Source organism: Shewanella sp. GD03713 (assembly GCF_029843705.1).
Taxonomy (GTDB): Bacteria; Pseudomonadota; Gammaproteobacteria; order Enterobacterales; family Shewanellaceae; genus Shewanella.
On the sequence record NZ_JAOCIW010000001.1, the window covers coordinates 3,142,686 to 3,169,523 of the forward strand.

Annotated in this window: 24 protein-coding genes; 8 read left to right on the forward strand and 16 right to left on the reverse strand. The window is 49.5% G+C overall.

All coding sequences use genetic code 11. From position 1 onward, the window contains the following. Nucleotides 1-65: 65 nt before the first annotated feature. From N5E87_RS13920 to N5E87_RS13940, 5 genes are all read right to left on the reverse strand, one after another. Nucleotides 66-1,148, reverse strand: a complete 1,083-nt coding sequence (locus tag N5E87_RS13920; protein WP_086904543.1) for a DUF3137 domain-containing protein — start codon at nucleotides 1,146-1,148, stop codon at nucleotides 66-68. 318 nt (nucleotides 1,149-1,466) lie between these two features. Continuing rightward, entirely contained in the window at nucleotides 1,467-2,177 is a 711-nt protein-coding gene (gene phoU / locus N5E87_RS13925; RefSeq protein ID WP_011623309.1) for a phosphate signaling complex protein PhoU, read from the reverse strand. A gap of 127 nt (nucleotides 2,178-2,304) precedes the next feature. Then, the gene (gene pstB / locus N5E87_RS13930) at nucleotides 2,305-3,123 is read right to left on the reverse strand and encodes a phosphate ABC transporter ATP-binding protein PstB (protein WP_011623310.1); all 819 of its coding nucleotides are present in this window, start codon (nucleotides 3,121-3,123) and stop codon (nucleotides 2,305-2,307) included. Nucleotides 3,124-3,156: 33 nt separating this feature from the next. Then, nucleotides 3,157-4,815, reverse strand: coding sequence for a phosphate ABC transporter permease PstA (pstA, locus tag N5E87_RS13935; RefSeq protein WP_086904544.1), 1,659 nt, complete (start codon nucleotides 4,813-4,815; stop codon nucleotides 3,157-3,159). Nucleotides 4,816-4,874: 59 nt separating this feature from the next. Beyond that, a complete protein-coding gene (locus N5E87_RS13940) occupies nucleotides 4,875-7,133 on the reverse strand; it encodes an ABC transporter permease subunit (RefSeq protein WP_086904545.1) in 2,259 nt (752 codons plus the stop codon). Nucleotides 7,134-7,332: 199 nt separating this feature from the next. On the opposite strand from N5E87_RS13940, the gene N5E87_RS13945 reads away from it, so the two are divergent. Next, nucleotides 7,333-7,833 carry an ACT domain-containing protein gene (locus N5E87_RS13945; RefSeq protein WP_011717616.1) on the forward strand — a complete coding sequence of 167 codons (501 nt, stop codon included), beginning with the start codon at nucleotides 7,333-7,335 and terminating at the stop codon, nucleotides 7,831-7,833. Between the two features lie 60 nt (nucleotides 7,834-7,893). On the opposite strand, the gene N5E87_RS13950 is transcribed toward N5E87_RS13945, so the two are convergent. Both N5E87_RS13950 and N5E87_RS13955 read right to left on the reverse strand, forming a co-directional pair. Further along, entirely contained in the window at nucleotides 7,894-8,781 is an 888-nt protein-coding gene (locus N5E87_RS13950; RefSeq protein WP_086904546.1) for a DMT family transporter, read from the reverse strand. A 96-nt stretch (nucleotides 8,782-8,877) separates the two neighbouring features. Next, on the reverse strand, nucleotides 8,878-10,038 hold the full coding sequence (locus N5E87_RS13955) for an alpha/beta hydrolase-fold protein (RefSeq protein WP_086904547.1): 1,161 nt from the start codon (nucleotides 10,036-10,038) through the stop codon (nucleotides 8,878-8,880). A gap of 244 nt (nucleotides 10,039-10,282) precedes the next feature. Here N5E87_RS13955 and N5E87_RS13960 point away from each other — a divergent pair, with 244 nt between their 5' ends. After that, a complete protein-coding gene (locus N5E87_RS13960) occupies nucleotides 10,283-11,107 on the forward strand; it encodes a DUF2797 domain-containing protein (RefSeq protein ID WP_086904548.1) in 825 nt (274 codons plus the stop codon). A gap of 252 nt (nucleotides 11,108-11,359) precedes the next feature. Beyond that, nucleotides 11,360-11,932, forward strand: a complete 573-nt coding sequence (locus tag N5E87_RS13965; RefSeq protein WP_086904549.1) for a hypothetical protein — start codon at nucleotides 11,360-11,362, stop codon at nucleotides 11,930-11,932. A gap of 125 nt (nucleotides 11,933-12,057) precedes the next feature. Here the strand turns inward: N5E87_RS13965 and N5E87_RS13970 are convergent, their stop codons facing one another. Further along, entirely contained in the window at nucleotides 12,058-12,456 is a 399-nt protein-coding gene (locus tag N5E87_RS13970) for a VOC family protein (protein WP_039978306.1), read from the reverse strand. Between the two features lie 303 nt (nucleotides 12,457-12,759). Next, nucleotides 12,760-13,362, reverse strand: coding sequence for a DUF4136 domain-containing protein (locus N5E87_RS13975; protein ID WP_086904550.1), 603 nt, complete (start codon nucleotides 13,360-13,362; stop codon nucleotides 12,760-12,762). A gap of 307 nt (nucleotides 13,363-13,669) precedes the next feature. Here N5E87_RS13975 and N5E87_RS13980 point away from each other — a divergent pair, with 307 nt between their 5' ends. The 3 genes from N5E87_RS13980 (at nucleotide 13,670) to N5E87_RS13990 (ending at nucleotide 16,899) form a co-directional block, all read left to right on the forward strand. After that, nucleotides 13,670-14,263: a LysE family translocator gene (locus tag N5E87_RS13980; RefSeq protein WP_011623319.1), complete on the forward strand. Its 594-nt coding sequence runs from the start codon at nucleotides 13,670-13,672 to the stop codon at nucleotides 14,261-14,263. Between the two features lie 27 nt (nucleotides 14,264-14,290). Beyond that, nucleotides 14,291-14,839: a DUF1415 domain-containing protein gene (locus N5E87_RS13985; protein WP_086904551.1), complete on the forward strand. Its 549-nt coding sequence runs from the start codon at nucleotides 14,291-14,293 to the stop codon at nucleotides 14,837-14,839. A 494-nt stretch (nucleotides 14,840-15,333) separates the two neighbouring features. Beyond that, the gene (locus N5E87_RS13990) at nucleotides 15,334-16,899 is read left to right on the forward strand and encodes a S8 family serine peptidase (protein WP_279775364.1); all 1,566 of its coding nucleotides are present in this window, start codon (nucleotides 15,334-15,336) and stop codon (nucleotides 16,897-16,899) included. A gap of 78 nt (nucleotides 16,900-16,977) precedes the next feature. On the opposite strand, the gene N5E87_RS13995 is transcribed toward N5E87_RS13990, so the two are convergent. The 7 genes from N5E87_RS13995 to N5E87_RS14025 all read right to left on the reverse strand — a co-directional run bounded on the left by N5E87_RS13995 (nucleotide 16,978) and on the right by N5E87_RS14025 (nucleotide 23,998). Further along, nucleotides 16,978-17,808: an SseB family protein gene (locus N5E87_RS13995; protein WP_279775365.1), complete on the reverse strand. Its 831-nt coding sequence runs from the start codon at nucleotides 17,806-17,808 to the stop codon at nucleotides 16,978-16,980. A 230-nt stretch (nucleotides 17,809-18,038) separates the two neighbouring features. After that, a complete protein-coding gene (locus N5E87_RS14000; RefSeq protein ID WP_086902420.1) occupies nucleotides 18,039-19,325 on the reverse strand; it encodes an acetyl-CoA hydrolase/transferase C-terminal domain-containing protein in 1,287 nt (428 codons plus the stop codon). Nucleotides 19,326-19,568: 243 nt separating this feature from the next. Further along, nucleotides 19,569-20,690, reverse strand: a complete 1,122-nt coding sequence (locus N5E87_RS14005) for an ABC transporter permease (RefSeq protein ID WP_011626661.1) — start codon at nucleotides 20,688-20,690, stop codon at nucleotides 19,569-19,571. Beyond that, nucleotides 20,680-21,621 carry an ABC transporter ATP-binding protein gene (locus tag N5E87_RS14010; RefSeq protein WP_176370285.1) on the reverse strand — a complete coding sequence of 314 codons (942 nt, stop codon included), beginning with the start codon at nucleotides 21,619-21,621 and terminating at the stop codon, nucleotides 20,680-20,682. Before N5E87_RS14010 ends, N5E87_RS14005 begins: the two co-directional genes overlap by 11 nt. A gap of 95 nt (nucleotides 21,622-21,716) precedes the next feature. After that, the gene (locus tag N5E87_RS14015) at nucleotides 21,717-22,730 is read right to left on the reverse strand and encodes an HlyD family efflux transporter periplasmic adaptor subunit (RefSeq protein ID WP_086902419.1); all 1,014 of its coding nucleotides are present in this window, start codon (nucleotides 22,728-22,730) and stop codon (nucleotides 21,717-21,719) included. Next, nucleotides 22,727-23,428 (reverse strand): TetR/AcrR family transcriptional regulator, encoded by a 702-nt coding sequence (locus N5E87_RS14020; protein ID WP_086902418.1) that lies wholly within the window; start codon nucleotides 23,426-23,428, stop codon nucleotides 22,727-22,729. The genes N5E87_RS14015 and N5E87_RS14020 overlap by 4 nt, the downstream gene beginning before the upstream one ends. 222 nt (nucleotides 23,429-23,650) lie before the next feature. Further along, a complete protein-coding gene (locus tag N5E87_RS14025; protein ID WP_011623329.1) occupies nucleotides 23,651-23,998 on the reverse strand; it encodes a hypothetical protein in 348 nt (115 codons plus the stop codon). A 499-nt stretch (nucleotides 23,999-24,497) separates the two neighbouring features. Between N5E87_RS14025 and N5E87_RS14030 the strand changes: the two genes are divergently transcribed. Then, a complete protein-coding gene (locus N5E87_RS14030) occupies nucleotides 24,498-25,355 on the forward strand; it encodes a hypothetical protein (protein ID WP_011623330.1) in 858 nt (285 codons plus the stop codon). Nucleotides 25,356-25,365: 10 nt separating this feature from the next. After that, on the forward strand, nucleotides 25,366-26,694 hold the full coding sequence (locus N5E87_RS14035) for a DUF4785 domain-containing protein (protein ID WP_086902417.1): 1,329 nt from the start codon (nucleotides 25,366-25,368) through the stop codon (nucleotides 26,692-26,694). Nucleotides 26,695-26,838 lie beyond the last annotated feature (144 nt).

The following is a 26,838-nucleotide window of genomic DNA, read 5'->3' on the forward strand; positions in this document are numbered from 1 at the left end:
TGCTTGCTGTTTCATCCTCTGTATAAAACTATGCGAATAGATAACCGCTCAGCACACTATTATTGTTAACTCGCTAATGTCTCCATCCTCGCATGCATTTTTTGTGCTGCTACATTTTGTGCCGCGAGATAATCAAGTTTTAGCTGCTTGATAATGCTAGTGATGAGGACCAGCTCCTGCTGTAATAATGGGATCTTTGACATATCCTGTGTGGGCAAGTTGATGTCCACATTATCAAATAAATTACCAAAATAGCTCGCCATAATAAGCACTGTATTGTTTTTAAACTCGATGCTTATCCCTGAACCTCGTGCAGTTTTCCGGAATAATTGCTCCAACTCAACCAATCGTTCCATCACTGCGGGTGACAATAAATATCGCGCATAATGTTGATCGTGTGAATACACTTCAAACATGGCCTCAAAGGTGACACTTTCAAGTTTAACTCTGGGTTGCTTGATGCCTGAAATGGCATTCCCCAGGGAACCATAGTCTTGGCTAACAATGGTGTGAGATTCAAAATGAAAGGGCATAGAGATAATCACCACCCCACCCTTAAATTGAATTTTATCCGACTTGCTTCCACGGGATTTTAAGGTTAACTCGCAAAACTCGAAGCTAACATCTTCTACCTTGCCGCGAATATGGTCTTCAGCTTCTTTCTTGCTAAAACTGGGCATGAGTTCAAAATCAGCCACGGCATCCAGATTGACACAGGAATCGGGGCTATATTGGTAATCCCCTAATTTATCGAGTAAAACAGGTAAAATTTTATTCTTATAATGGCGCTTAAATTGTATTTCAGGCAACTGAACCCACATCAAGATGCCTGCGAGAACAATCAAGCTCAGAATGCTTGGGTCACTATTTGAGGCTAACGACATCAAATCAACAACCAGCGCAGGCAAGCACAGGAGCCAGCCTAACCGCTTGGCCCATTTCTTCCGAGAAAGTTTCGTTTCAAGTTTTTCAATTCGATAAGCTTCTAGCGGCTCGAGTAGTTGCAACAGTGCCGCTTTCGCCTCTTCTGATATCGGCGGTAATTCGGGTCGAGGGAAATCTGCGGGTAAATTCGCTTCCACTATATGATTGCGAATACTTTTCAGGGCTTCGAACCCCTGCTTTAAAGAATACAACAATTGGCTCATCTACTTATCCCTGTAATCGCCGATACAGCGCCCATTCCATTGTGCTGTTTCTACTCTCGAGTGTCGGTTAACGCCGAGATTAACCTATAGCGAGTGTCAGATTAAACAAAGGGTTATTTATTGTAAATAACAAATTTCAAACAACGATTTATATCAAAAACATTGGCGTGTTTTTGATACCACCTCTTATACCTCAGAGGCGTAAACCAAACTTATTGACTGACTTACAGTTCACTTTATCCCCTAAAGAAACACAAAACAAAAACGCTCTGCGGTTAGGCAGAGCGTTTGTGGATAAAGCCGTGTGATAAAAGGCGTTTAGTCCTTTAAATCCTTTTCCATATCTTCGTAGGAAGTATGGCGAACGTCTTTACCCTTCACGTAGTAAATAATGTATTCGCAGATATTTTTACAACGATCGCCCACACGCTCAACCGCACGAGCGGCCCAGAGTACGTCTAATACATCGGGGATTGAACGTGGGTCTTCCATCATGTAGGTCATTAATTGACGGATAATGCCTTCGTATTCACGGTCGAGCTTGGCATCTTCTTTGTGAAGTTCCAGCGCCGAATCGGCATCCATACGGGCTAAGGCATCGAGCGTCGCGTGCAGCATGCGAATCGCATGGCGGCCCATATTTTCAATGCTGACTAATAGCGGTTGCTGATTATTCAAACGCTTATCTAATGCGGCCTTGGCAATACGCACGCAGGCATCACCGATACGCTCAAGATCGGCAATCGATTTTGAAATCGCGATGATCAGACGTAAGTCGCTCGCCGCCGGTTGGCGTTTAGCGATAATGCGGGTGCATTCTTCGTCAATAGAGACTTCCATGCCATTCACTTTGTGATCGCCGGTGATCACCTTTTGCGCTAATTCGGCATCTAAGGTGCTTAAGGCGTCGATGGCTTGCTCTAACTGACGCTCAACCAAGCCACCCATGGCGAGTACACGGTTACGGATATCATCTAACTCGGCGTTAAATTGCCCAGAGATATGTTTGTTTAAATTCATATTTTCCATTTGGCCAACCTTTTACTCAACTGTATCAACGCCTAGATGGAGTTTGCAATGTTTAACTCTGTTCTAGGCGGTGGCTTATTTCGTTTATCACTTATCACTCACATCACCACTGCCAAAGGCAAGGTGATTAACCATAACGGCCGGTAATGTAATCTTCGGTCTTACGTTTTTTCGGTGTGGTGAAAATGGTGTTGGTATCGGCGTATTCCACCAATTCGCCCATATACATAAAGGCCGTTTGATCCGACACCCGCGCCGCCTGTTGCATGTTATGGGTAACGATAACCACTGTGTACTTAGTCTTAAGCTCAGTGATCAGCTCTTCGATGGTTAAGGTTGAAATCGGGTCGAGGGCCGAAGTGGGTTCGTCGAGCAGTAATACTTCTGGCTCGATGGCAATCGCACGGGCAATCACCAGACGTTGCTGCTGACCACCGGATAAGCCAAAGGCGTTATCGTGCAGACGGTCTTTCACTTCATCCCAAATCGCCGCGCCGCGTAGCGAACGCTCGGCCGCCTCGTCGAGTTCACGGCGGTTGTTAATGCCCTGCAGACGCAGACCATAAACCACGTTTTCGTAAATCGACTTAGGGAATGGGTTAGGACGCTGGAACACCATACCTACGTTGCGGCGCAGGGCGGCAACGTCGATTTTTTTGTCATAAATATTTTGACCGTGCAGTAAAATCTCGCCGTCGATATGGCAGTTGTCGACCAGATCGTTCATGCGGTTAATGCAGCGCAATAAGGTGGATTTACCACAACCGCTGGGGCCGATAAACGCCGTAACTTGCTTCTTCGGGATCTTCATCGACACATTAAACAGCGCTTGCTTGTCGCCATAGCGCAGGTCTAAGTTGCGGATCTCCAGTGCGGTATCGTTCTGGCTCAAGTTTGCTAAGTCAAAGTTGTTGGTTTTCATGGCTGTCGAATCTATAGAAATCATATTCAGTCCTAATACTTTCAGGATAATCGCTGATTAATGCTCAAGCGAACGATATTTTTCACGTAAGTGGTTACGCACACTAATCGCGGTTAAGTTCAGTGCCACAATCACTGTTACCAGCAAGAAGGAGGTGGCGTATACCAGAGGACGTGCCGCTTCAACGTTAGGACTCTGGAAGCCCACATCATAAATATGGAACCCTAAGTGCATGAATTTACGTTCTAAATGCACAAACGGGAAGTTTAAGTCCAGTGGCAATGTCGGTGCTAATTTCACTACACCCACCAGCATTAACGGTGCTACCTCACCCGCAGCGCGGGCCACGGCTAAAATCAGCCCCGTCATGATCGCAGGGCTTGCCATCGGGATCACAATCCGCCACAGGGTTTCGGCCTTGGTCGCGCCCAGAGCCAAGCTACCTTGACGCACCGCACTCGGAATACGGCTTAAGCCTTCTTCGGTCGATACAATCACCACTGGCAGGGTCAGGATCGCTAAGGTTAACGCCGACCAAATCACCCCTGGTGAACCAAAGGTCGGTGACGGTAAGGCTTCGGCGTAAAACAGTTGGTCAATCGAGCCACCCATCATGTATACGAAGAACCCTAAACCAAATACCCCGTACACAATCGATGGCACACCCGCTAAGTTGATTACCGCAATGCGGATCATCTTAGTGATAGGACCTTTTTTGGCATATTCGTGCAGGTAAATCGCAGCAATCACCCCAAATGGCGTCACGATAATCGCCATCAACAGCACCATAAACACGGTACCGAAAATTGCTGGGAACACGCCGCCTTCGGTGTTGGCTTCGCGTGGGTCATCGCTGACAAAGCGGCCAAGCCCGACAAACCAATGGCCGATTTTACCCATCAAGCCTAAGTGGTTGACGTAGGTGACATCGAGAACCGAATCCAGCTTAAGTTCAACCTCAACACCACGCATATCGCGCACGATAACAGAGTCACGAGCCGCTTCATCACGCAGGGCAAACAGCTCTTTTTCAAGCACATGGTATTCTTTTTGGAGCGCTTCCTTCGCGGCCGCTAACTCCAGCTTACGGCTGTCGGTCAGCTCACCATCTAACTCGTAACGACGCTCTTTTAAACGCAGTTTCTCGATGTTGTAGTTAATCGCACCAATATCTTGTTTTTGCAGTGATAACGCTTTGTCAGACAGGGCTACGGCACGGTCGATATGCTCCATTAAGGAGGACTCAAGCGCATCGTTTTTCAGCTCTAAGCGTTTACCGTTTTCAATCACGGCCACTGGGTAGCCATAAAAGTTACCGTTTTTAGCACGCTCGAGCATGGCCACATCGGCAGGCTCGCTACGGCTGATAATGTCTGTTGCTAAAATCCAACGGAAATCTAAGCCCACAAACTCACGGTTACCGGTTTTCACTAAGTAACGCGTCACAAACTCACCGGGTGGCTGTTTAAACACGTGGCCCGCGGCGGTTAAGCGTTCGGTTGGCACTTCTTCCCTATCGTAAATCTCACCGATTAAGGTTGAACGCGCACCAGTGTTATCTTCGAGTTCCCATTGATAAATCGTTGCAGGCCAAAAGTAACTTAATCCGCGCCATGCAATGAGCAGTAACAGGCCTAATACTGCAATCAAACTGATGCTCACCGCGCCACCTGTCATCCAAATCCATGGCGAGCCTGATTTTACCCACTTACCCATTGCACAAACCTCTCAAGGTCATTGGCGAAATAGTATTTAGTATCATTATCTTATCTCCATTACAGCGAGCTATAGCGGTCACGCAGACGCTGTCTTACCACTTCGGCAATCGTGTTAAAGAAGAAGGTAAATACGAACAGAACGAAGGCCGCGAGGAACAGCACACGGTAGTGCGAGCTGCCAATCGCCGACTCTGGCATTTCCACCGCGATGTTAGCCGCCAGCGTACGCATACCTTCAAACACGCTCCATTCCATGATGGCGGTGTTACCCGTTGCCATCAGTACGATCATGGTTTCACCCACAGCGCGGCCAAGACCCATCATGACCGCAGAGAAAATCCCTGGGCTTGCGGTCAACAGCACAACACGTGTCAGGGTTTGCCAAGGCGTCGCGCCCAGCGCCAAACTACCGTTGGATAAATGGCGTGGCACAGAGAAAATCGCGTCTTCGGCAATCGAGAAAATCGTTGGAATAACCGCAAAGCCCATGGCGATACCCACTACCAGCGCGTTACGTTGGTCGAAGGTGATGCCTAATTCGTTAGTGATAAATTGACGAGTGTTGCCATCAAACAGCGCCACTTCGATCATCGGGCTGATGGCAAAGGAGAACCAACCCACAAAGCAGATAACCGGAATGAGCATCAGCTCCTGATAGACTTCAGGCAGACGTTGTTTCCAAGTGCCGGGTAATTTGCTCCAAGAGTAAGCCGACACCAGAATCGCCGTCGGCAGCAGTACCAGCAGCACTAAAATGCCCGGCAAGTGCTCTTCAATCAGCGGTGCTAACCAAAGTCCGGCGAGGAAACCTAAGATAACCGTCGGTAAGGCTTCCATGATTTCAATCGTTGGCTTAACGATGCCGCGCACCTTTGGCGACATAAAATAAGCGGTATAGATGGCGCCCGCAATCGCTAATGGCACGGCAAACAGCATGGCGTAGAACGCCGCCTTCATGGTGCCGTAGGCCAATGGCATTAAGCTGAGTTTGGCTTCAAAGTCATCGCTACCCGAGGTGGATTGCCACACAAACTTAGGCTCTGGATAACCTTCGTACCACACCTTATTCCACAGCGCGCTCCAAGACACTTCTGGGTGCGAGTTTTCCACGTGGAAGATATTCAGTTGCTTGTTCGCTTCAACCACTAGGCCGTTAGAACGTGGGCTAAAGCCCATCACGCCTGGGTTTTTAAGGTCAAACTTTTCATCAAACAGTTCGCGCTCACTGGTGGTGTACAGGAGTGATAACTCACCCTCTGGGCTCACCACGGCAAAGCTTTTACGGTAGAACTCAGAGGCAATCGAGGCCACTGGCGCTAAGTCGGTAAACTCACGGATCTCTTTGTATAAACGGCCTTTTGGACCATTCACTTGGAAGTACTGAGTCACCACACCTGAGTCGTAGCTCACCAGAATCGAGCTGGCACCGGCAAGTAAGGCAATGTTGTTAACCTTAGACTTTTCCTTTTCCGCATCAATCACCTGCATTAAATCCAGGCTCTCAACATCACGGATATTGTAGATAAACACCTTGTTGCCCATTTGCAGCATCAATTGGCGTTGATCCGGCGTCATCAATTGGTGTGCAACTTTTTTAGGTGCATCGGGCAGTAGTGCGCCCGTGGTGGTCCATTCCACCTCTTCAGTCATCATGTTTTCTTGACCTTCGAGACGGCTTAAACGCCAAGCGCCATTGTCATCTTGGTAGGCGAACGTGATTTTATCGTTGCTGTAACTAAAGGCTAAATGATGGATAGCGCTGCCCGATTCATCGATAGTGATCGGCGCTTCACCCGCGCTGTAACGCAGTTTTGGGGTAATAAGGCGCTTGTTGTTAGGGTAACTTAAGCCAAATTCGATTCCCACGATTAAGGCTTGACCGTTACTTAACCCCAGTGCGAAGCGTTGCTCACTCGGCGCGGCAATCGCGGCGCTGGTGACGCTCACCCCAGAGGGTAATGGCGGTGTAAAACTGGAGAGTAAGCTGCCATCGGCAACCGTGTAGAAATCCACTTGGCCATCGGCGGCCACGCGATACATGACCTCATTTTGCTCGTCGGCACCGACCATCAGAGTCGCGACTTCAGCATGTTGATAACTCACGCTTTTTACGGGAGTCACATCCGCGCTGTCGAAAATGGGTTTAATCACGTACAGCAAATAGAAGAAGATCAACAATAAGGCAACAAACACCATAGTGCCGCCAATCGTGACCCCAATTTGAGCCGCTTTATCCTTAAATGCCCTGCGACTTGAACGTCCGCCTTTCAGCATACTTTGCGGCGCAGAACCAGGTTGAATGACCTGACTTTCCATTAAGAACCTCTATTATTAAAGCCTGTGAGTTTTTTCGCTAGGAATTGCGAAATGCTATGCTTACACTGTTTGAGCATAAACTGAGCAATAACAACACCCTTCATTCTAAGTGCGTTGAATTATATGACGCAAAGATGACAGTTGTGTTACACCCGATTTTAAAACAGGTGCCTTTTACAAAAAATAGGAGTCAGTCGCCATGCTACGATATTTAATCACGCTTCAAGCACCTGATAGAAAAGGATTAGTCGAGCAAATCGCCCACGCCGTGAGTCGCCATGGCGGCAACTGGTTAGACTCAGAGCTGCGCCATATCGACGGGATTTTTGCCGCCATATTGTTACTCGAGGTGCCTTCGCTGAAAATGGACGAGCTAATTGAAGCCTTGGAATGCATCGACGGCCTCACCCTCACCTATTCAAAAACCTCGGTCGCCCTCAAACCCGTTAAGCGGCTCACCTACAGCCTAGTGTCCTACGATAGACCCGGATTAGTGCTGGATATTTCCAATCGGATCACCGCACTAGGTATCAATATCGAACAGTTTAGCAGCCAGTTTGAGACCGCAGGCCATACTGGCATCGCCCTGTTTCGCGCCACCATTGGTTTAGGCTTAACCGACCTTGCCCAAGAGGAACAACTGGTGCAATCCCTCTATGCCCTCGGTGATGACTTAGTGCTGGATAAACTCAGCCGTTAACCCTCAACACCTTCAACAAAAAACGCCGCGGGCAAACCCTGCGGCGTTTTTTATGGTGAGCTAGCTGACTTTCTGGTGCCGAGACTTAATTAAATAGCGCAGCGGCACTTGGGAAATCAACATCCCCAGCAGCATCAAACCGCAACCCAACAAGGCCCGCAGCCCTAAGCTCTCTCCAAGGAACATAATACCGCCGATGGCCGCAAACACGGTTTCAAGACTTAAAATAATCGCCGCGTGCGCAGGATGTGCATGCTTTTGCGCCAGCACCTGTAAAGTGTAGGCAATACCCACTGAAATGAGCCCCGCGTAGGCCAGTGAGCCCCAGGCTGCAATCACCTTATCGACTGTCGTCACCTCAATGGCCGCCGACACCAGCAGGCTTAATACGCCGCACACTAAAAATTGCATCATGGCGAGTAACACTGGCGAAATCCGCTTAGCAAAATGGTCCACCGCCAAAATATGCATCGCCCAAAACAGTGCGCCAATCAATTGCAGCATATCGCCATAGCCGAGGTGAAAGCCTTCTTTAATGCTTAAAAAATACAGCCCTACCACGGCGATACCACAGCCCACCCAGGTATTTGCGCCGGTAGCATGTTTCAGCGCTAAGCCCAATATCGGTACTAACACGATATAAAGCCCAGTGATAAAGCCCGCATTGGCCGCCGTAGTGTAAAGCAGCCCCACCTGTTGTAGCGATGCGCCAGCGAATAATAGTCCGCCCACCACACCGCAACCCATGGCAAAGTCTTTGGGCGTACCGAGATGAATTTTGCCTTGCCGAGCCAAGTACCACACCAGAGGAACGAGTGACACTGTACCAATTAAGAAACGTAGCCCGTTGAATGCAAAGGGCGATAAATGCTCCATCCCTAAGGTTTGGGCGACAAAACCAAAGCCCCAAATGGCGGCGGCGAGCAAGAGTAAAAAATTGGCAGGCAAGATACGGTCTCAATGATTTAAAAGGATGACAAGATTACCCAGATGCTGGGCGCTTGTCCAAATATGTTGCGATACTGTTAGCGTTTAAACCGCACGCTACTGGCGAGTCTTGCCTTGTAGACTTTTGGCCTGACTCAAGATTTCATTTAAAAACACAGAGTCTGATTGCTTTGCCAACTGCACCGCTTTGTTGGAAGCATCAATCGCGAGTGCGGTTTGACCATCAAGATCATAGGCTGTTGCTAAGCTATCCCAGAGCACCTCAGACATAGGAAACACCTTTGTCCCCTCCTGTAAAATCTCCACACCCCACGCCGTTTTTTGCTCATAGCTGGCCTTGAGACCATAGACATTGTACTGCTGGGCAGAGAGCGGAAACTCATAGCCGAAGACCGCCGTTTGCTGGTGATAGAACTGCTTTAAGTCCTTTAGCGGCATCACCGCGATTTCGGGCACCGCATTCCAATTCGCAAACAGCATCTTTAATGCCTCAACATTGCCAATAAGCGGGGTGCTGTCATGGGTTTCTTCGGGGAAGCGTTTATTAAACCATTGCAACATTTTGGTTGAAGGAGGCTTCACTGACGGGCTATTACCCAAGGTATTTTGCAATTGGGTTATTTGGGTTGCAAAGGCGCTGGCCATCTCATTAGGTTCACTGGCGATACTCAAAAACCAGCGCATGGGTTTTATCCGTTTGGCGACGGCTAACTGAGCGGACTCTCGCACGAGCCAATTATTGTCCCACCAAAGGCTTGGGCTGATGGATATCGCCGCATTAAACCGAGTGTCAGGCGTCAGAGCCACATAGCTGCTGAATAGCCCAGCCATAGAGTGTCCCGACAGTACGTGGTAATCGGCGGTGCGATATTTCTGGCCCAAGCAGCTGAGTAGTTCTGTTTCTAAAAACTGCCTGTAATTCTCTGCTCCGCCACTTCGGTCTTTAAACTGTTCTAATTGGGTCGGCGTAAACGACTTTAAGCGATTATTCGAGCTGACACCCACGACAATCAGCTCAGGGATAATGGCATAGCTACTTAAAAAGCCGACATTCGCGGCAATATGCTCAAATTGTGTCGAGCCATCCAAGACAACTAAAACGGGATAACGAAAATCGCTGGAATGACCATAGGTATCGGGGAGTTTGATTTGCAAGTTAATATCATCATTCAATATTTCAGAATGGATCTGCATCTTGTCCGTCTGCGCCACCACCTGCATCGACAGGAAAAAAATCAGCCCTAATACCATCCGCATCGTTAACCTCCCTGAATAATGGCAGCTAAGTTACTGGTTTTTATCAAGACAATCAATTTATTAACATAATTACGCCACCAGAAAGCCCAGATTAGCCACACATGGCAGTCAGGCTCTCAATCGAGAATTCCTATCTAAACTCGGCGGGATAATCTTGTATACTGCACATCACGCAATGACGAATGCATAAGTCCGCTGGATGCCTTACCAAACCCAGTGACACCATAAAAAACTAGGAACACCTATGTTAGGAACGCTAAAAAAGCTGCGCGCACACTTAGATGAGGCGCAACAAGTACAGTATCAACTGGTTGTTGGCGACGAGTTACTGCCACTGAATCCCTTAATTGGCAAGCCGCTGACCCTGACCCACACGGGTAACATCTTCTGCTGTAACTGCGGCAAAAAGACCAAAAAGAGCTATTCGCAAGGCCATTGCTTTGTGTGTATGCAAAAGCTCGCCAGTTGCGATATGTGCATTATGAAACCCGAAACCTGTCACTTTGACCAAGGTACTTGCCGCGAGCCAGAGTGGGCGCAAAGCCATTGTTTTGTGCCGCATTATGTTTATCTATCCAATACTTCAGGCATCAAGGTCGGCATCACTCGCCACACACAATTGCCTACTCGCTGGATAGATCAGGGCGCGACCCAAGGTTTACCAATTTTTAAAGTGTCGACACGACAAATCTCGGGTTTAGTGGAAGTGGAGTTAGCCAAACTCATTAACGATAAAACCCACTGGCAAACCATGCTTAAGGGCCACGCCGACGATATCGATTTAAATGCTAAGGCGGCGGAACTGATCCCGCAAATTGAGGCTAAGTTGCATGAAATCGGTATGCAAAAAGGCGATTACAGTATCGAACGTTTAGATGAAACGATTCAGTCGATTCACTATCCCATCGACACCTTTCCGAAGAAAATCACTTCCCACAACTTCGATAAAAATGAGGTGATAAGCGGGATTTTACAGGGGATTAAAGGTCAGTATCTGATCTTCGATACGGGCGTAATTAATATTCGCAAATTCACCGCCTATGAAGTCAGCATAGCGTTAGCTGACTAATATAAGTTAAAATTCCTGTCAAATGAGTGTGTTGAGCGCCGCTATGGCAGTCAGCACACTTATTGCTAAACCGTTAGATGACAGTAGTGAAGCGTCTAAATCGCTTAGGTTGAACCTCGATATACTCATACCTAAAGCATTGTGATCCCCCTTATCTTGCAATCACTCAGCCGCACCCACTCCCAGCATCCCACATGGATAAAATGGCGCTCACCTTTTCCAAGGTAAAAATCTTTATATGGAATATATTTTATGAAACAAGGACCTCAAAATTTTATCCGTCGCTGTGCATTCCAACAAAAATTACGTAATAAGCAATCTGGAATATTTTTGCTCTTAATAATCCCGCTAATAATAGCAAGCGGTCCTTGGAAGGAACTGACCGCATCGCTATCGACAGAACCATGGGATATAGGATTTACAATTGTTGTCGTTTTAGCCGTTGTGGTGGCATTTTTCTTCGCCTTCATGATCATTTCTGAAACGATAAGATTGAGCAAAGCCGCTAAAGATGAACAGCTTAGATTAGCTGAAGCTGGACCTGATGGTTATTACATCGATATCTATCAAGAAGGCCTTATATTTAATCTCTACGATGCCGAGTTTCATCTTTTTGATATGAAACAACAGTTTGTCCCATTGGATGAGATTGCCAGCACAAAATACTTTAAATATAGAGGCACACGCCGCTTGACGATCAACTTTGTCCAGATTTCCGGCCAAGTGTCGTTCACGAATAGGGAAATAAATATGGATAATTTTGATTTTCTGAAGGAATTTCTCGAAACTCATGTAGCTAACCAAGAGAATAAGGCAAGAAAATAAGCCAGCTTAAGCTAGCTTGATTAGGAATAGCGGCGTTGTGTAAAGCATAAGCCCCACGCAACGCTCGCCATTCTTGGATAAGCCTGATTTTGAAGAGATTAAATCAATCGAGCAGAGGCTTTGCTCTAACTTGGTTGCGCAACCATATAAACAAGTTCCCAGATATGTCCATCGGGATCTTCAAAAGCATGGCCATACATAAATCCTTGATCCTGCGCTTGACGATAGGCTTTGCCGCCATGCTGCTCGGCAAGCTTGACCAAGTGATCGACACGCTCTCGACTGTCGCAGTCTAGGCAATTGAGCACTTCTGTCGTGGTGCGGGCATCGGCAATCGCCTTATCGGTAAAGCCAGCGAAAAAAGGCTTCGCCAGCAGCATCACATAAATATTGTCGGCAATCACCACGCAAGCAGCCTGCTCATTGCTGTATTGCTCATTGATACCAAATCCTAGGCCAGCGTAAAAAGCCCGAGATTGTTGAACACTTTCAACCGCTAAATTAACAAAGATACTCTGTGCCATCATAATCTCCCTTTAAAAATCCTCTGCGGACGTCACATCCTGTCCTGTAAAAATACCTGTAACTGTAAATAGCTCAGAGAACAGTCTAGCCAATCATTGCGGCATCCTAAGCCTATATTCCCGCAAGAGCATAAGGCGAGTATCTTACTCGCCTTATGAGGATACCTTATGACAGTGATCTTAAGCTTTCAGCCTTAATTCTGTCAGTTTATAACCTTCTTTTTATAGCCATCTGTTTATAACCATCTGTTTTTAGCTATCTGTTTATATGAGTCAGTTTGCAACCGAGCGGGGATAACCGCACTATTGCACCGCATGGGTGACGGGCAGCGATAACAGCATTTCATCGATTAAACCATCGAAGCGGGCCTTAACTTCATCCATATCTTTAATGTTGGCAAAGCCTTGGGCAAGGACTCGCCAGACCATTTCTGTGGGTTGGCCTGCGACTCCCGTCGGCTTAAAAAAGCTAATCAGCACTGAGCCTTTATCGTATTTTTTAGGATCAACACCTTGGTTTGACAACCCTGGCACTAAGCCTGCGGCGGCGAGTATCTGCTCGTCCGACATTTGTGTGCCCATGGCAACGCCAAAGCCGACTTGAAAATCAGCAAGCTGCGGATCTTCGACCCAGCGATACCCTTTGGTCAGCAACACTTTTTTCAGCGTATCTTGCATATGCTGCTGCACTTGCTGTTTATCGAGTCGACTGTCGACAAAGATTTTCTGGAGTGTTGGGTGCCAACTGTAGGTCATGGCGCTCGGCGGTAATAGGCTCAAGTCCCCCGAAGTCACAATAGTGGTTCGCAGCGCCTGCGAATCATCCACACTCACACAGGCCGTCAACGCGGCCAAACTGATGGTTAATAGCGTCAATAAACGCCCAATGGTTTGTGATAAATACATGCTCTTTCCTTTATTGCGATTTTTACAGCTTAAGGATAGTTGCTATTTCTCAGACTGAAAGTCGATATGCATCATAGTGTTAAATCATGGTCATCGACAAGGATTGCGGCAAAATAGCAGCAAGGCACTCAACTCTACCCAATGCGTTATGATTTGTTACTTTATAAAGCCCTCAGGGCGTATAGGCGCGGCCCAATTTACCCGCTAGAATGCCTCGCCTAGCGTCTGTGCCACTCATGCCACTAGGCGACAAATTCAGTCACAATCACAATGCCAAAAACGACAACAAAAGGTGTGAAATAGATCTATGGAGTTAATACTCGCTATCGCGTTGTTTGCCTTCTCATCGGGGATCACCCCAGGGCCTAACAACATTATGCTGATGACCTCTGGGGTCAACTTTGGCGTTAAACGCAGTATTCCGCATCTGATGGGGATTAGCCTAGGCTTTCCCACTATGATCCTCGCCATTGGCCTAGGCTTAAGCGCCCTATTTCAAGCCTACCCGATAATCCACCAAGTGATTAAAGTGATTGGGATTGTGTATCTCCTGTACCTGTCTTGGCTAATTGCCAACAGCAGTAGCAAGATGGAGGGCAAGAGCATCGCTAAACCCTTTAGCTTTCTGCAAGCCGCCGCATTTCAATGGGTTAACCCAAAAGGCTGGATTATGGCGGTGGGCGCGATTGCTACTTTTACCTCGGTGCAACAGGATCTCACACCGCAAGTAGTTACTATCGCCACAGTGTTTTTATGTGTGGCCTTTCCCTGCGCCGTGGTGTGGCTTGGGTTTGGTGTGGCGCTTAAACGTATTTTGAAAAACGAGCGCCAGCAGAAGATCTTTAATATCACTATGGCCATCTTGCTTGTGGCGTCTATCATCCCTATGATCGCCCCCTAATTTTGGCCGTAAGAGTTAAGCACTAGCATGAATGAGATAGATCTGATCATTGAACAAACCGATAACTGGGTGAAAAAAGTGATCATGAAATACAATATTTGCCCCTTCGCCAGACGTGAGGTCGAGCGCGGCAGTATTCGCTATCTCGTTGTTGAACAAACCAAAGTCAAGCTAGTGCTTAAAGCCTTGATTGAAGAGTGCCAATATCTAGATGCGCATCCCGAAGCCGAAACCACGCTGTTTATTCTGCCGCGGGGTTTTGAGGGCTTTTACACTTACCTCGATCTCGTCGATATGGCGAACGACGCCTTATTCGACAACGACTATGAAGGCGTGTATCAGCTCGCGCATTTTCATCCCGATTACTGCTTCGAGGATGAACCACTGGACTCGGCCGCCAATTTTACCAACCGCGCCCCCTACCCAACCCTGCATATTATTCGCGAGGCCAGTATGGAGTTAGCCCTTGCTAACTACAACGACCCCGAATCAATTCCCGAGCGCAATATTCAATTTTGTGAGCGTAAAGGCAGCGAGTTTTTTATTAAATTACTCGCAGAGTGCATGGGGAAATAGCTTTTATTTCAAAGCCATAAACTCAACAACGTCTAAGCATAGGCTTTGGGAAAGGTCGCACCGCTTTACACCCAATCACAGGATTTATGCGCTCCATTTCTCATTGCCATAGCGACGATTCTAATAGCTATTGATACGCCATTCATCGGCCTTTTTAAGGACGATAAACAGATACTCATCTTCGAAGTGAGTGTTGGTTTTGATTTCTGCCAGCATAGATAAAAACTTAGTTATAATTCATTAACTTAGAGTGAGTTGGCCAATCTATTCTCCCCAATATGGCTTGGCTGTTAACGCTACCATGATTGTCATTCTTTGTTTACAGCTCAAAATGTTTACAAATTGCTACTTTTGTTATTTATTTGTTAAAAACAAATTCCTGTGTTAGGTTGAAATCGCCTAAGTCAGCAGACGCCCGTCTGTCCATAGGAGCGCAAGTAGATGCTCCGTGTCGCTTAGGTCTTACAACCTTGATAACAAATGGAGCAAGCACAATGAAATTAACCAAAATCGCGAGTGCCGTTATTGCCTTATCTGTGGGCGTTATTGCCCAAGCCCATGCCGACGATAATCGTTATGTCATCCAAGTCGAAGCGGGTCATGCAGGCATTGTGAAGGCACTGGCTAAAAAATTAGGTGCTGAAATCAATCTTGAAGGGGATGAATTTATTGCAGCGACTTTTACCGGTAAAGATCTCGCCCAAGTAAAAGGCCTGCTGAACAATCCACATATCACCCTGATTGAAGAAGACGTTCGCCGCCATCCTATGGCGTTGTATAACGACGATGCGGGCAATCCAATGACCCAGCAAGTCACGCCCTATGCGGTATATCAATCCCATGCCAACGAAGTGACCTTTAACCCAAATGCGGGCATGAAGGTGTGTATTATTGACTCTGGTTTAGATAGCTCAAACCCTGACTTTAACTGGAACAACATCACTGGCGACAACGACCCTGGCACGGGTAACTGGTTCCAAAATGGTGGCCCACACGGCACTCACGTGGCGGGTACTATTGGTGCGGCAGACAACAATATCGGTGTAGTCGGTATGGCGCCTGGCGTACCTATGCACATCGTAAAAGTATTCAACGCATCGGGCTGGGGTTACTCCTCTGACTTAGCCTATGCTGCCAACAAATGTAGCAATGCTGGCGCTAAGATCATCAGCATGAGCTTAGGTGGCGGCGCAGCTAACAATACTGAAAAGAATGCCTTCGACGCCTTTACTGCGGCAGGTGGTTTAGTGGTCGCGGCAGCGGGTAACGACGGTAACTCAGTACGCTCTTATCCAGCGGGTTATCCATCTGTGATGATGATCGGTGCTAACGATGCCAACAATAAGATTGCCGACTTCTCCCAATACCCAAGCTGCGTGAGCGGTCGTGGTAAAAAAGCCGTCAACGATGATGGCATCTGTGTTGAAGTTACCGCAGGTGGTGTCGATACCCTATCAACCTACCCTGCAGGCATGGCAACGGCCTCAACCTTAACCGCCGATGGCGCGACAGTCGCATCATCAGCAATGGAAAATCCAGGTTCAGCCACAGGTAATACCTACTTTATGGGCACAGCTCAAGCCGTGGATTCTGGCGCAAACGGTAAGATTTGTGTTATCGATCGCGGCGTGATTTCCTTCCACGATAAAGTACTTAACTGTGAAAACTCAGGCGGTGTCGGTGCAATTGTTATCAACAACGTCGCGGGCATGCTCTACGGCACTTTGGGTGATACCAACGCCACCACCATTCCTGCAGTTGGCGCTGCATTTGAAGATAGAGCGAGCCTAATCGCTGCACAAAACGCAACGGTTTCAATCGATTCGGTTGACTACGGCTTTATGAGCGGTACTTCAATGGCGACACCAGCAGTATCGGGTATGGCGGCACTGGTATGGTCTAACCATTCACAATGTACTGGTACACAAATCCGTAATGCACTCAAAGCAACGGCAATGGATGCGGGCACTGTGGGTAAGGATAACTACTTCGGTTATGGTATCGTCAACGCGAAAGCGGCCGATGCTTACCTCACCACCTATGGCTGCTCTGGCAAATAGTATTTAGCCAAGATAATCAGCCAAGGTAATCCCAATAAAAAACCAGCACTTGTGCTGGTTTTTTATTATCGACTGGGTTTACTTAAACCAACCTTTGATACTGCTCAGCAGTGAGCGGCTGTAAAAAGGCGCGCTCTTAGCTTGGCAAAATGTCGCGATTGGCTCGACGCTGTCGCCATGTAAATGATGCACCTTGATAGGCCAGCTGTCCTGCCCCTGTTGACGCTCAAGCAACTTCACATCGCCACGAATACGATTAATATCCTCTGAGTTTTCAGCGGGTAATTGGATCACTAGGCTTAAGGCATGGTCCGACGTACTTCGAATAAAATCCAAGCGTGACGATTCCAACAGATAGGCCTTCTCGACGGCTTTATAGTTCGCGAGCAACGCTTTGAGCTGGGCGAAATGCGGATACTCATGGGGCTCGATATTGCCAAATAACGAGAGCGCGCCCCTGTGCTCCACCAACTCAAGCTGTGATGACAGCATCAAGCGTACTTCGTGTGCATCCAAGGATTTCGACATATTGCTGTTAGGATTCAGCGCCATATCGCTCCCCGATTGTAGCAACACTTGGAGCAGCGTCTCGGCATCGAGCGTCATCACCCCATGGTGCGCAGTGCCTTCGCTCTTCATCAATTCGATGGCCTTATCGACGGCGGTTTGAGATGTGAAAATCGGCGTAAAAGGATGATCACTGCCATCCTCGAGGGGGACATACCACTGGGTGATACCGATAGCCATCGCACCTTCACCCGCCTCGGGCGCTTCAGTACTACTCTCACTCAAGATAAACAGGGTTGATTGGCTAAGTTGTTGATAAAACTCGGCCGCATACAGATTATCTTGGAGGGCCTTCACAAAAATTTGTTCGAGTGGGGTTGTCGCTTCTAGGGTGTACAACATTGGCAAACTTCCTGTTATTAAGCGGTTCAGTCCTTTACTATCAAAGAGTTAAAAATAATTTTTAGCCATTCGATTCACACTGACCAGATTAAATCGCGTGGGCATGGTAAAACATTGAGGGCGTCGAATCGAGCAAAACATCCCACAATTGGCATCAAAGCAGGCACTTAGTACTGTACCGAGCCTGCGCAGTCGCAAACTCGGCACTCAGGAATAATTGATTGATAGGGTTACAGACTTAATCCCCACACCTCGAAGGCATCGCGGCAAAGCTGTTCACGAAAATCCGGATGCGCGATATTGATCAGCGCCTGCGCCCGCTCGCGCAGGGAGCGGCCACGCAGGTTCGCCGCGCCATACTCGGTCACTATGTAATGCACATGGGCACGCGTTGTCACTACCCCAGCACCGGGCGATAACATAGGAGCAATGCGGGAAATCTTGCCGCCCGAGGCGGTACTTGGCAAGGCAATCACTGAGCGGCCACCTTCGGACAGCCCTGCGCCGCGAATAAAGTCCATCTGCCCGCCAACACCCGAATAAATCTTAGTGCCTATCGAATCGGCGCAGACTTGGCCCGAAAGGTCGACCTGCAATGCCGAGTTAATAGCCATCACATTGGGGTTTTTACGAATAATGGCAGTATCGTTCACCTGCTCGATATCCATAAAAATGACCGCAGGATTATCATCCACATAGTCGTATAACTTCTGGCTTCCTAAGGCGAAACCTGTGACCAGTTTTCCGGGGTAAAAACGTTTTTTGCTGTTGTTAATCACGCCCTTTTCGACCAGTTGCAAAATCCCGTCCGAAAATAGCTCAGTATGCACACCTAAGTCTTTGTGTTCGGTCAGGCAAGACAACACAGCATCGGGAATCGCGCCAATACCCATCTGCAAACAATCGCCATCACGCACTAATTCGGCCACATTTTTACCTATCGCCAAACTCACGGCATCGCCGGTGGCAAAGGCATGGATGGGCAAACTGGCGCTCTGTTCATACACGGCGGCGAAACGGTCGATATGAATAAAACCATCGCCGTGGGTGCGGGGCATTTGCGGGTTGATATGGGCGATGATTTTACCCGCCACTTGGCAGGCGGCTAAGGTGGCCTCCACCGAAATCCCTAAGGAACACATGCCGTGTTTGTCGGGCGGCGACACTTGGATAATCGCGGTATCGATTTTTTGCTCGCCGCTGCGGAACAGTTTAGGCACTTCCGAGAGGAAAATCGGCACATAGTCGGCGTCACCGCTTTGTAATAACGGCCGAGTCGGCACTCCACCAAAGAAACAACGATGGCGCAAATGACCACGCAAATCGGGATGACTTAAGGACTCAGCGCCTTCGGTATGTAGCTGTAATAAGGTGAGATTTTCAAGGGTGAGCGCATGTTTTGCCAGCGCATCCAATAAGACTCTGGGGGTCGCCCCCATGGAATGGGTCCACAGAGTTTCGCCACTTTGAATAAGCGATACCGCTTCGAGGGCACTTTGACACACAATCGCAGGCATACTGAATTCCTTCGCTAAACTGATCCCCATCCCTTTGCGCATCTTGAGGCGAGGATGCGCCACACGCTTTGCATCTCCGCTCCCCCAAGGGATCCGCAAAGCCAATACAGCAAAGGAACATTTTATTAGCAGCAGTGTAAGCGAGTTCTAAAGTAACTAACATCCATTTCAACGACTTAGTCCGATTCTTTACCAATACTTTGCGTTAAGTCAAAACTCGCGACCAAAGCGAGAACCCGTACCTTAATCCAAACGTTTAGAGAATCGAAGGCTTGCCACCAGCAGCCCTAGACAGGTAAAGCCAATCATCCACAGCGCATCAAATTGCAAGTCACTCACCTCGGCATCCCTCAGCACAATCGCGCGGGACATGCGCATAAAGTGAGTCGCGGGTAACGCCTCGGCAATCCACTGCGCCGCCACGGGCATGGCCTCGTAGGGGAACATAAAACCCGACAACAAAATCGACGGCAGCAGGATAAACACCGTCATCTGCATCGACTGTAACTGGGTTTTCGCTATGGTCGAAATCACTAGGCCTAAGGTCAAACTGGCGCAGATAAACAGCATGGCCGCCAGCGCAATCGAGTCCAAACCACCGCGGATCGGCACGGCAAACAGTAAATGTCCAGCGGTAAGAATAATGGCCAGTTGCACAAAGCCCACTAATACATAAGGGGTTATTTTCCCGAGCATTAGCTCGAGCGGCCTCACCGGCGTAGTGATTAAAAACTCCATATTGCCCTGCTCTCGCTCGCGCACAATCGCGGCCGAGGTAAACATCACCATGGTCATAGTCAAAATGACCCCTAAGAGGCCGGGGACGATATTCACCACAGAACGCTGCTCAGGGTTAAAATACTGCACCACCTCAAAACTGGGGGGATTCGATTTGACCGCCCTGCCCGCAATTTCATCGAGTGGCATTTGCCTTAAACTGCGAATGGTAGAAGCAACCACAGTATCCGAGCCATCCACCAACCATTGCCCCACGGGCTCGGCAAAATAGGCCTGCCCCGCAAAGGCGGGATGTCGCACTAAACGCTCGTCGAGATCGGCGCCTAAATACAGCACGGCTTTCACTTCGCCCCGAGTGATGGCCGCATCCGCCTCGGCGGCGCTCAGATAGCGATGCTTAAAATCAACCACTTGGGTCGCTTCTACCGCCTTGACTAAGGCGCGGCTATAGGCGGAGTCGCTTAAATTCACTAAACCTGCGGGCAAATGGCGCGCATCGGTATTGATGGCATAGCCAAACAGCATCAACTGCACTAAGGGGATCATGACTATCATGCCGAAGGTCATGCGATCCCGCGATAACTGCCTGAGTTCTTTGACCACTACGGCCCAAATTCTACGTAGCATCTTGAGCCTCCACTGTCGTGGCCTGACTGCCGTTTGGCGGCATTAGCTGGACACGTCCGCCCGTGCAAGTCACAAACACATCCTCAAGGCTTGGACGCACCTCGGTCAGCGCCCGCCCCGCAACCCTTGGACTTAACCAAGCCAGCGGATCTGCAATCGAACTTTGCACCAATACCCGTAAACGACTGCCAATCTGCGCCGCAGATAACACGTTGGCGTCGCTGATAAGCGACTGTTTAAGCTTGCGTAAATCCTCCCCCGACACTTCAATGACCCGCGCGCCCATGGCCGCCATAAGTTGTTGCGGCGAGCCGTCGGCGCGTTTTATCCCGCGCTCTAAAATCGCTAAACCATGGCAACGCTCGGCCTCATCCATATAGTGGGTCGAGACTAAAATCGTGGTGCCTTGGGCACAGAGGTCAAACAGCCGTTCCCAAAACTCGCGGCGATTTTCAGGGTCCACCGCCGACGTCGGCTCATCGAGAAATAACAGTTCGGGGTGATGTAAGGTCGCGGCGGCCAAGGCTAGACGCTGTTTTTGCCCACCACTCATGGAGCCCGCCATTTGCTTCTCGCGCCCCGCCAAATCGTAAAGGCTTAATAACTCGGCCAAACGCGCCTTGGTTTGGCGACGATTCAGCCCATAAATTTGTGCCACAAACTCAAGGTTTTCCCGCACCGACAAATTGTCGTAGAGGGAGAATTTTTGCGTCATATAGCCAATGCGGCGGCGCAGTTTTTCCTCGGCGCCGGGCAAGGTTTCGCCCAGCACCCGAATATCCCCCGAGGTCGGACTCAGCAGCCCAGTCAACATCCGAATGGAGGTCGATTTACCGCAACCATTGGGGCCTAAAAATCCATAAATCGTGCCCTTAGGGATAGCTAAATCGAGATCTTCGACCGCATTGATGCCGCCAAAGGCGCGGGTCATGCCGCGGGTTTCGATAGCAAACTCAGAAGCCACGTTTGATGTTTCTGCCGCTGATGTCCCAGCGACGGATATCCCTGCTGAAGCCTGTTGAGCACTCATGGCAGCAGTACCTCAAGGGCCATTCCCGTGGGTAAATCCTCTCCCTCTGGCGCAATATCGATATCGGTGAGATACATCAGTCGTGCCCTATCACGCTCATTTAACGCATAAAAAGGAGTGTAAGCCGGTTGACTGCGAATATTACGCACAGTGCCTGCAATAGGCTGGGTGCGACCATCGACAAGGATCTTCACTTGGCTCCCCGCCTTAACCCTATCGAGCCAAGTTGCAGGCAGATACACCCGCACATAGGGATGTTCAATTGCCAATAAACCAATGAGTTGACTACCTGCGGCCACCCTGTCCCCCACCCGCCAAGGTAAGGTATCCACCACTGCGGGTCTTGCCGCCACTAGGCTTAAATCCTTGAGGGCTTTTTGCTCCTGCGCCACGCCAGCCATGGCCGCCTCGACTGCGGCTCTGGCTTGTTCGAGTTGCTCGCTGCGGGTGCCGTTTTGCAGCAGTCTAAGGCTCTGCTCGGCTTCGGCCTGCTTGGCAAGGCTGGTATCACGCGCCGCGCGCGCCGCATCTAAGTCCGCTTGACTGAGCACCTTAGTCTTAAATAACTGTTGCGTACGCTCAAAATTCTGCCGCGCCTCTTTCACGCTGGCATTGGCGCCATCGAGGACGGCGCGGGCTTTATCTATGTCTTCCGAGCGAGCCCCCGTCACGGCTTCCTCTAGTTTGGCCTGCGCCTGTTTAAGCTCGGCCTGACGCTGGCCAAAGCGCGCCTGAGCGGCTGTACTATCCAGCTCGAGTAACACTTCCCCCGCCTGCACTTGCTGGCCTTCAACTACATTAATCCGCTTGATCAGCTCCCCCACGGGCGCGGTGAGGGTTAACCTGTCGCGTTCGACAGTGCCCAGCACGCGGGGCGATTCATCGCCGCAGGCCGTCAATTGCAGCAACAACGCCGCGCCCAATAAACTCGCCACCAGCTTGCCCCATCCTCGGGGAGAAGGTTGCCGCGCCTTAACCGACCTAACTGTTAACCTATTGGTTAAAATCATAATTCACTCCTAGGTTCACGCATCACCCCCTGCGTAAATACCTGCATATTGTGTAGCGCTAACCGTTGTAAATCCGTGCCACTGGTACTAAATAGGCCAAACTGACGCATCAATACCGGAGGCGCGATCAGCGGAAACACCATCAAACTGACAAAACTGAGGCGCACAAAATTCGGATCTAGCCCCTCCTTGAGAATGCCAGCGCTAACAAATGAGGCTTCGAGCCATTGGCGCGAGAGGGACAGCATTTGCTCAAACACAGACAGCATGATCCGATAGGCTTCAGTGCCATCGCTCTCCTGCAGCACACGGACAATCAATCGCGGTAATCCGGGGTTGGGCGCCATCACCCGATAATAGGTTTGCATTAAATCGCCCACATTATTAGGCGCTTGCGCCGTGGACACTTCTCGTAAACGGGTAATCACAGGCTCGAGGGTTTCGCGCACCATCAGCTCAAACAGCCCTGCCTTAGAACCAAAGTAATAACGGATAAGCGCCGCATCCACCTCGGCCACTCGGGCAATTTCACGGGTCGACACTGTGGGATAACTGCGTTCACTAAAGAGGCTGACGGCGGCGGTGATCAGCCGTTGGCGTGCATCTGAGTTGCCCTTAGGGCGGCCTGCCGCCTGGGAGGTGTCGGCATGAGTAGCAAATGGCACCACCCCACGGGGGCGGCTGGGAATAAGCGACATAACCAGCTCCAGCAGAATTCATCTATTGATGAATATACTGAAAAGCTGCTGGAAAAGGCAGCAGTTAAATTCCTCATTTTGATTCAAATTGAGGAATTTAACCTAAAAGGCTTAAGGTAGAGCTTTCAGCCGCTTAAGCCACTTTTACCTCTCACTTAACGGCTTAAACGCAGGAGTTGAGCTTAAGGCTCAGGGTTCAAGGCTGAGATTTTAGGCTACAGCTTACGCCCCTTTAACGATGGCGCTTAAACGTGCGATAAATTGCTGCACAGCTTCAAGGGTATCGAAACTGAACGCCAATCCGTAGTGGGTTTCGTTAAGGCTCTTATGTAACCTCTTGGGGAATCGCGTCATTTCCGCATTGTGGTAATAGTCATACTTGGCATGTACGCCCGCTAAGGTGGCTAGTTCGCTTGAAAACACCTCAAAGGCTGGGCGAATAATCAGCTGCGCGGTTTTGCCCTCCATATGCAGATAAAATGCTTCCTTGGTTTCCGGCAACATGTATTCGGTAATGCTCTTCACCGAAAAATTGCTGCGACAATTCAGCTCGGTTAAACAGCGGCTCATTTCCTGTTGTGTAATAGCCAAAAGTGCCTCCTGAAAGTGTAAACATCTTGATATACAGAACAATAAACTGATTAGCCTATCAGTGTTAATAAAAATAATTTCCCACAGCTTTAGGCAAATTTAAACAGCTTAACACGCCATGCGTTTTATTAGCGTTTACTGATCAAGTAATTAGCGTGTCCATCCACCCTATTAAAACACAGTCAAAAGATTGTCGCTATGTCATTAAATTGTATGGTGAATTTTTGCTTGCCAGCAGAAAATGTTGCGACTAGGTTAATAACCCAGAGTGGACGTCGGGCCAGTTTAACCCCCGATGCTAAAGCCTAGTAATGATGTGTTTTAGGCTTCCATTCCCAAGGTTTCGCCGTATTGATTAAAACCTGACAAACGCTTGCCATGCCGAACGCTGCGACTTAACGCCATTCACCCGACACTCAATGGCCGTTAGCAATGGACTGCAAGGCCGTGCTCAATCACTAAGAGATGAGAAACACCCATGAAGATAAAAAACACCTTAATGCTCTTGGGTCTGTTAGCTGTCAGCCCCGCGGTATTTGCTGCAACGGGTATCGCCTTTGTCCACGGAACGGGGCACCAAACCAATGCGTTAGCCGACTATTGGACATCGGAGTTTGTTAACTCGGTGCGCCAAGGGATCCCCGTTCCCAATAATTACACTGTCATCAACTGTGACTTCGACCAATATATGTGGGAAGAAACGGCCGCTGGCTGCCTTGCCACTCAGCTCAATAGCTTTATTCAAGCGAAGAATATTGATGATTTAATCCTGCTCACCCACTCCAATGGCGGCAATGTGGTGCGCTGGATTTTATCCAACCCCACCTGGGACAGCCGTTATCCTGCGGTGATCAAAGCCACTTCCAGAGTCATCGCCCTCGCCCCCTCGAGTGGCGGCACGCCGCTGGCCGATGCGGTCAATCAAGGCAATGTGTTCGAAACCAGCCTAGGTTGGCTCTTAGGTTATGGCAGCAATGCGGTCAAACAACAGCAAGTCGGCTGGATGGCAAACTACAACAACACTTGGCTCTATGGCACCTCGGGTCGGCCGAGTTTAGGTAAACCCTTCGAGGTGGTTGTCGGCTCGGATGTGGATTCCGCCATTTGGGACAGCGACAGCTACTGCGCTGGCTATCAATATCAGGTCGCCCTCGAAACCACCCAAAACTGGCTCGATAGCTGCTCCGACGGCTTCTTAAATTGCAGCTCGCAAAAAGCCGCAGGCACAGTCTGGTTTACCGATAAACAAAAGACCCGAGGCCAAGAACCGTTAAGCCATCAGCAGAGTCGCCGTGCCTGCTTTAACTTAGACACGCTGATCCGCAACCATATTTAAGGAGCCTAACATGCAACCTTTTACACTCCGCACCTTAAGCAAAATGGTCAGCCTCGTTATCTTAGGTGGCCTGCTCGGTGCCTGTCAGGATGAGGCGCCCGCGCCAGAGCCACAAAAAGAAGCCAGCCCAATGTATGCCAAGGGCTTAACCTTAGCCGCGCCGACGCAGAGCGATCTTGTCGATACCAATATCGCCTCGCCAACCCTCGCGCCGATTAATACCAGTACCGATTACGTCAGCTTTATCACCCCGTTCTACGGCGAATACCAAGCCAGTCAGCCCGTGCTTGAGCAGGCAAGCCAGAGTGATGAGTATTGGCTCAATGTCACCGGCGCCGAGCTAAATGCTGGTGTGCAGCTCAATTTGAGCCAAGCGGGCAGCTTAGTGCGGATTGCGCCACGCGGCGATGTCAGCACAGGCGCCTTAATGCATGCCGATGCCGTTGCCCCCGAGCGGGTGCAAATTCAGCGGATAGGCCAAACGCCGCAGGGGAAAAACGCCAGCCCACAAGCAACGGAATCTTTAGTTAAATCGCTGGTGAGCGCCGACGCCTTAGCGAGCGTAGGCTTAGCCGATGACTCCAGCGCCCTGCAAATGTCTGAAAAGGCCACGGCCGGAGAATATCGCCTGCAAGTCAGCCAGCCCTTAGTCGCTAAGGCCAACTATCTGGTCAACGTGAAGGAAAAAGGCTCGCCCTATCAACTGAGTATCAAGGCGCCGAGCGCGATTGCGGCCGATGCCCAAACGGTTGGGGTAAAACTCGCCTTAAGCCAAAGCGATAATCAATTTGCGCCTCAGGCCAAACTCAAGCAAGCCGATGGCACAGAGCAAGCGCTGGCCATGGTGAAACAGGGGGATGAATGGCAGGCTTTAGTGCCCGCCGACTTACCGCTTGCCAGCAGCAATGCGGGGCTGAGTGAAATCGAAGTCACAGTCCAGACTCAGGTCGATGGCCGCCCAGTACAGCGCACGGTGAAAACCGCGTTTAAGTCCTATGTGAACTCGGCCAGCATCAAACCCGAAGTGCTAACCGTTTGGGATAAAGGCGTACCAAATCAAGTCAACTTTGAGCTAGATATCGCCGAAGCCGGACGCTTTGGTTTGAGTGGCGTGCTAACGGGCACCAATGCCGAGGGTCAAAAAGTGGCGATTATGCGCACCCAAGCGGCGACTTGGTTAACGCCCGAATCCCCCAAACTCAAGCTGATGTTTGACCCAACGCTCATCCAAGCATCGGGTCTGCAACCGCCCTTTGAACTCAACGAGCTAGAGCTGCAAGACCAAGGGCAAATGGCGCGGTTAAGTTTTCAGGCCAACGCACTGGTGCTTACTCGCTAACTACTGATGCTTATCCACTAACGTCACCCCCAACCCCACCCATTTCTCCCTTCGCAACCGCTTTGAGTGCCCACCTTGGGCACTCTTTTTTTTAACACTGTCGCGAACCAGCCACAAGCCCCAAAACGTAATAACAAAGGTTGC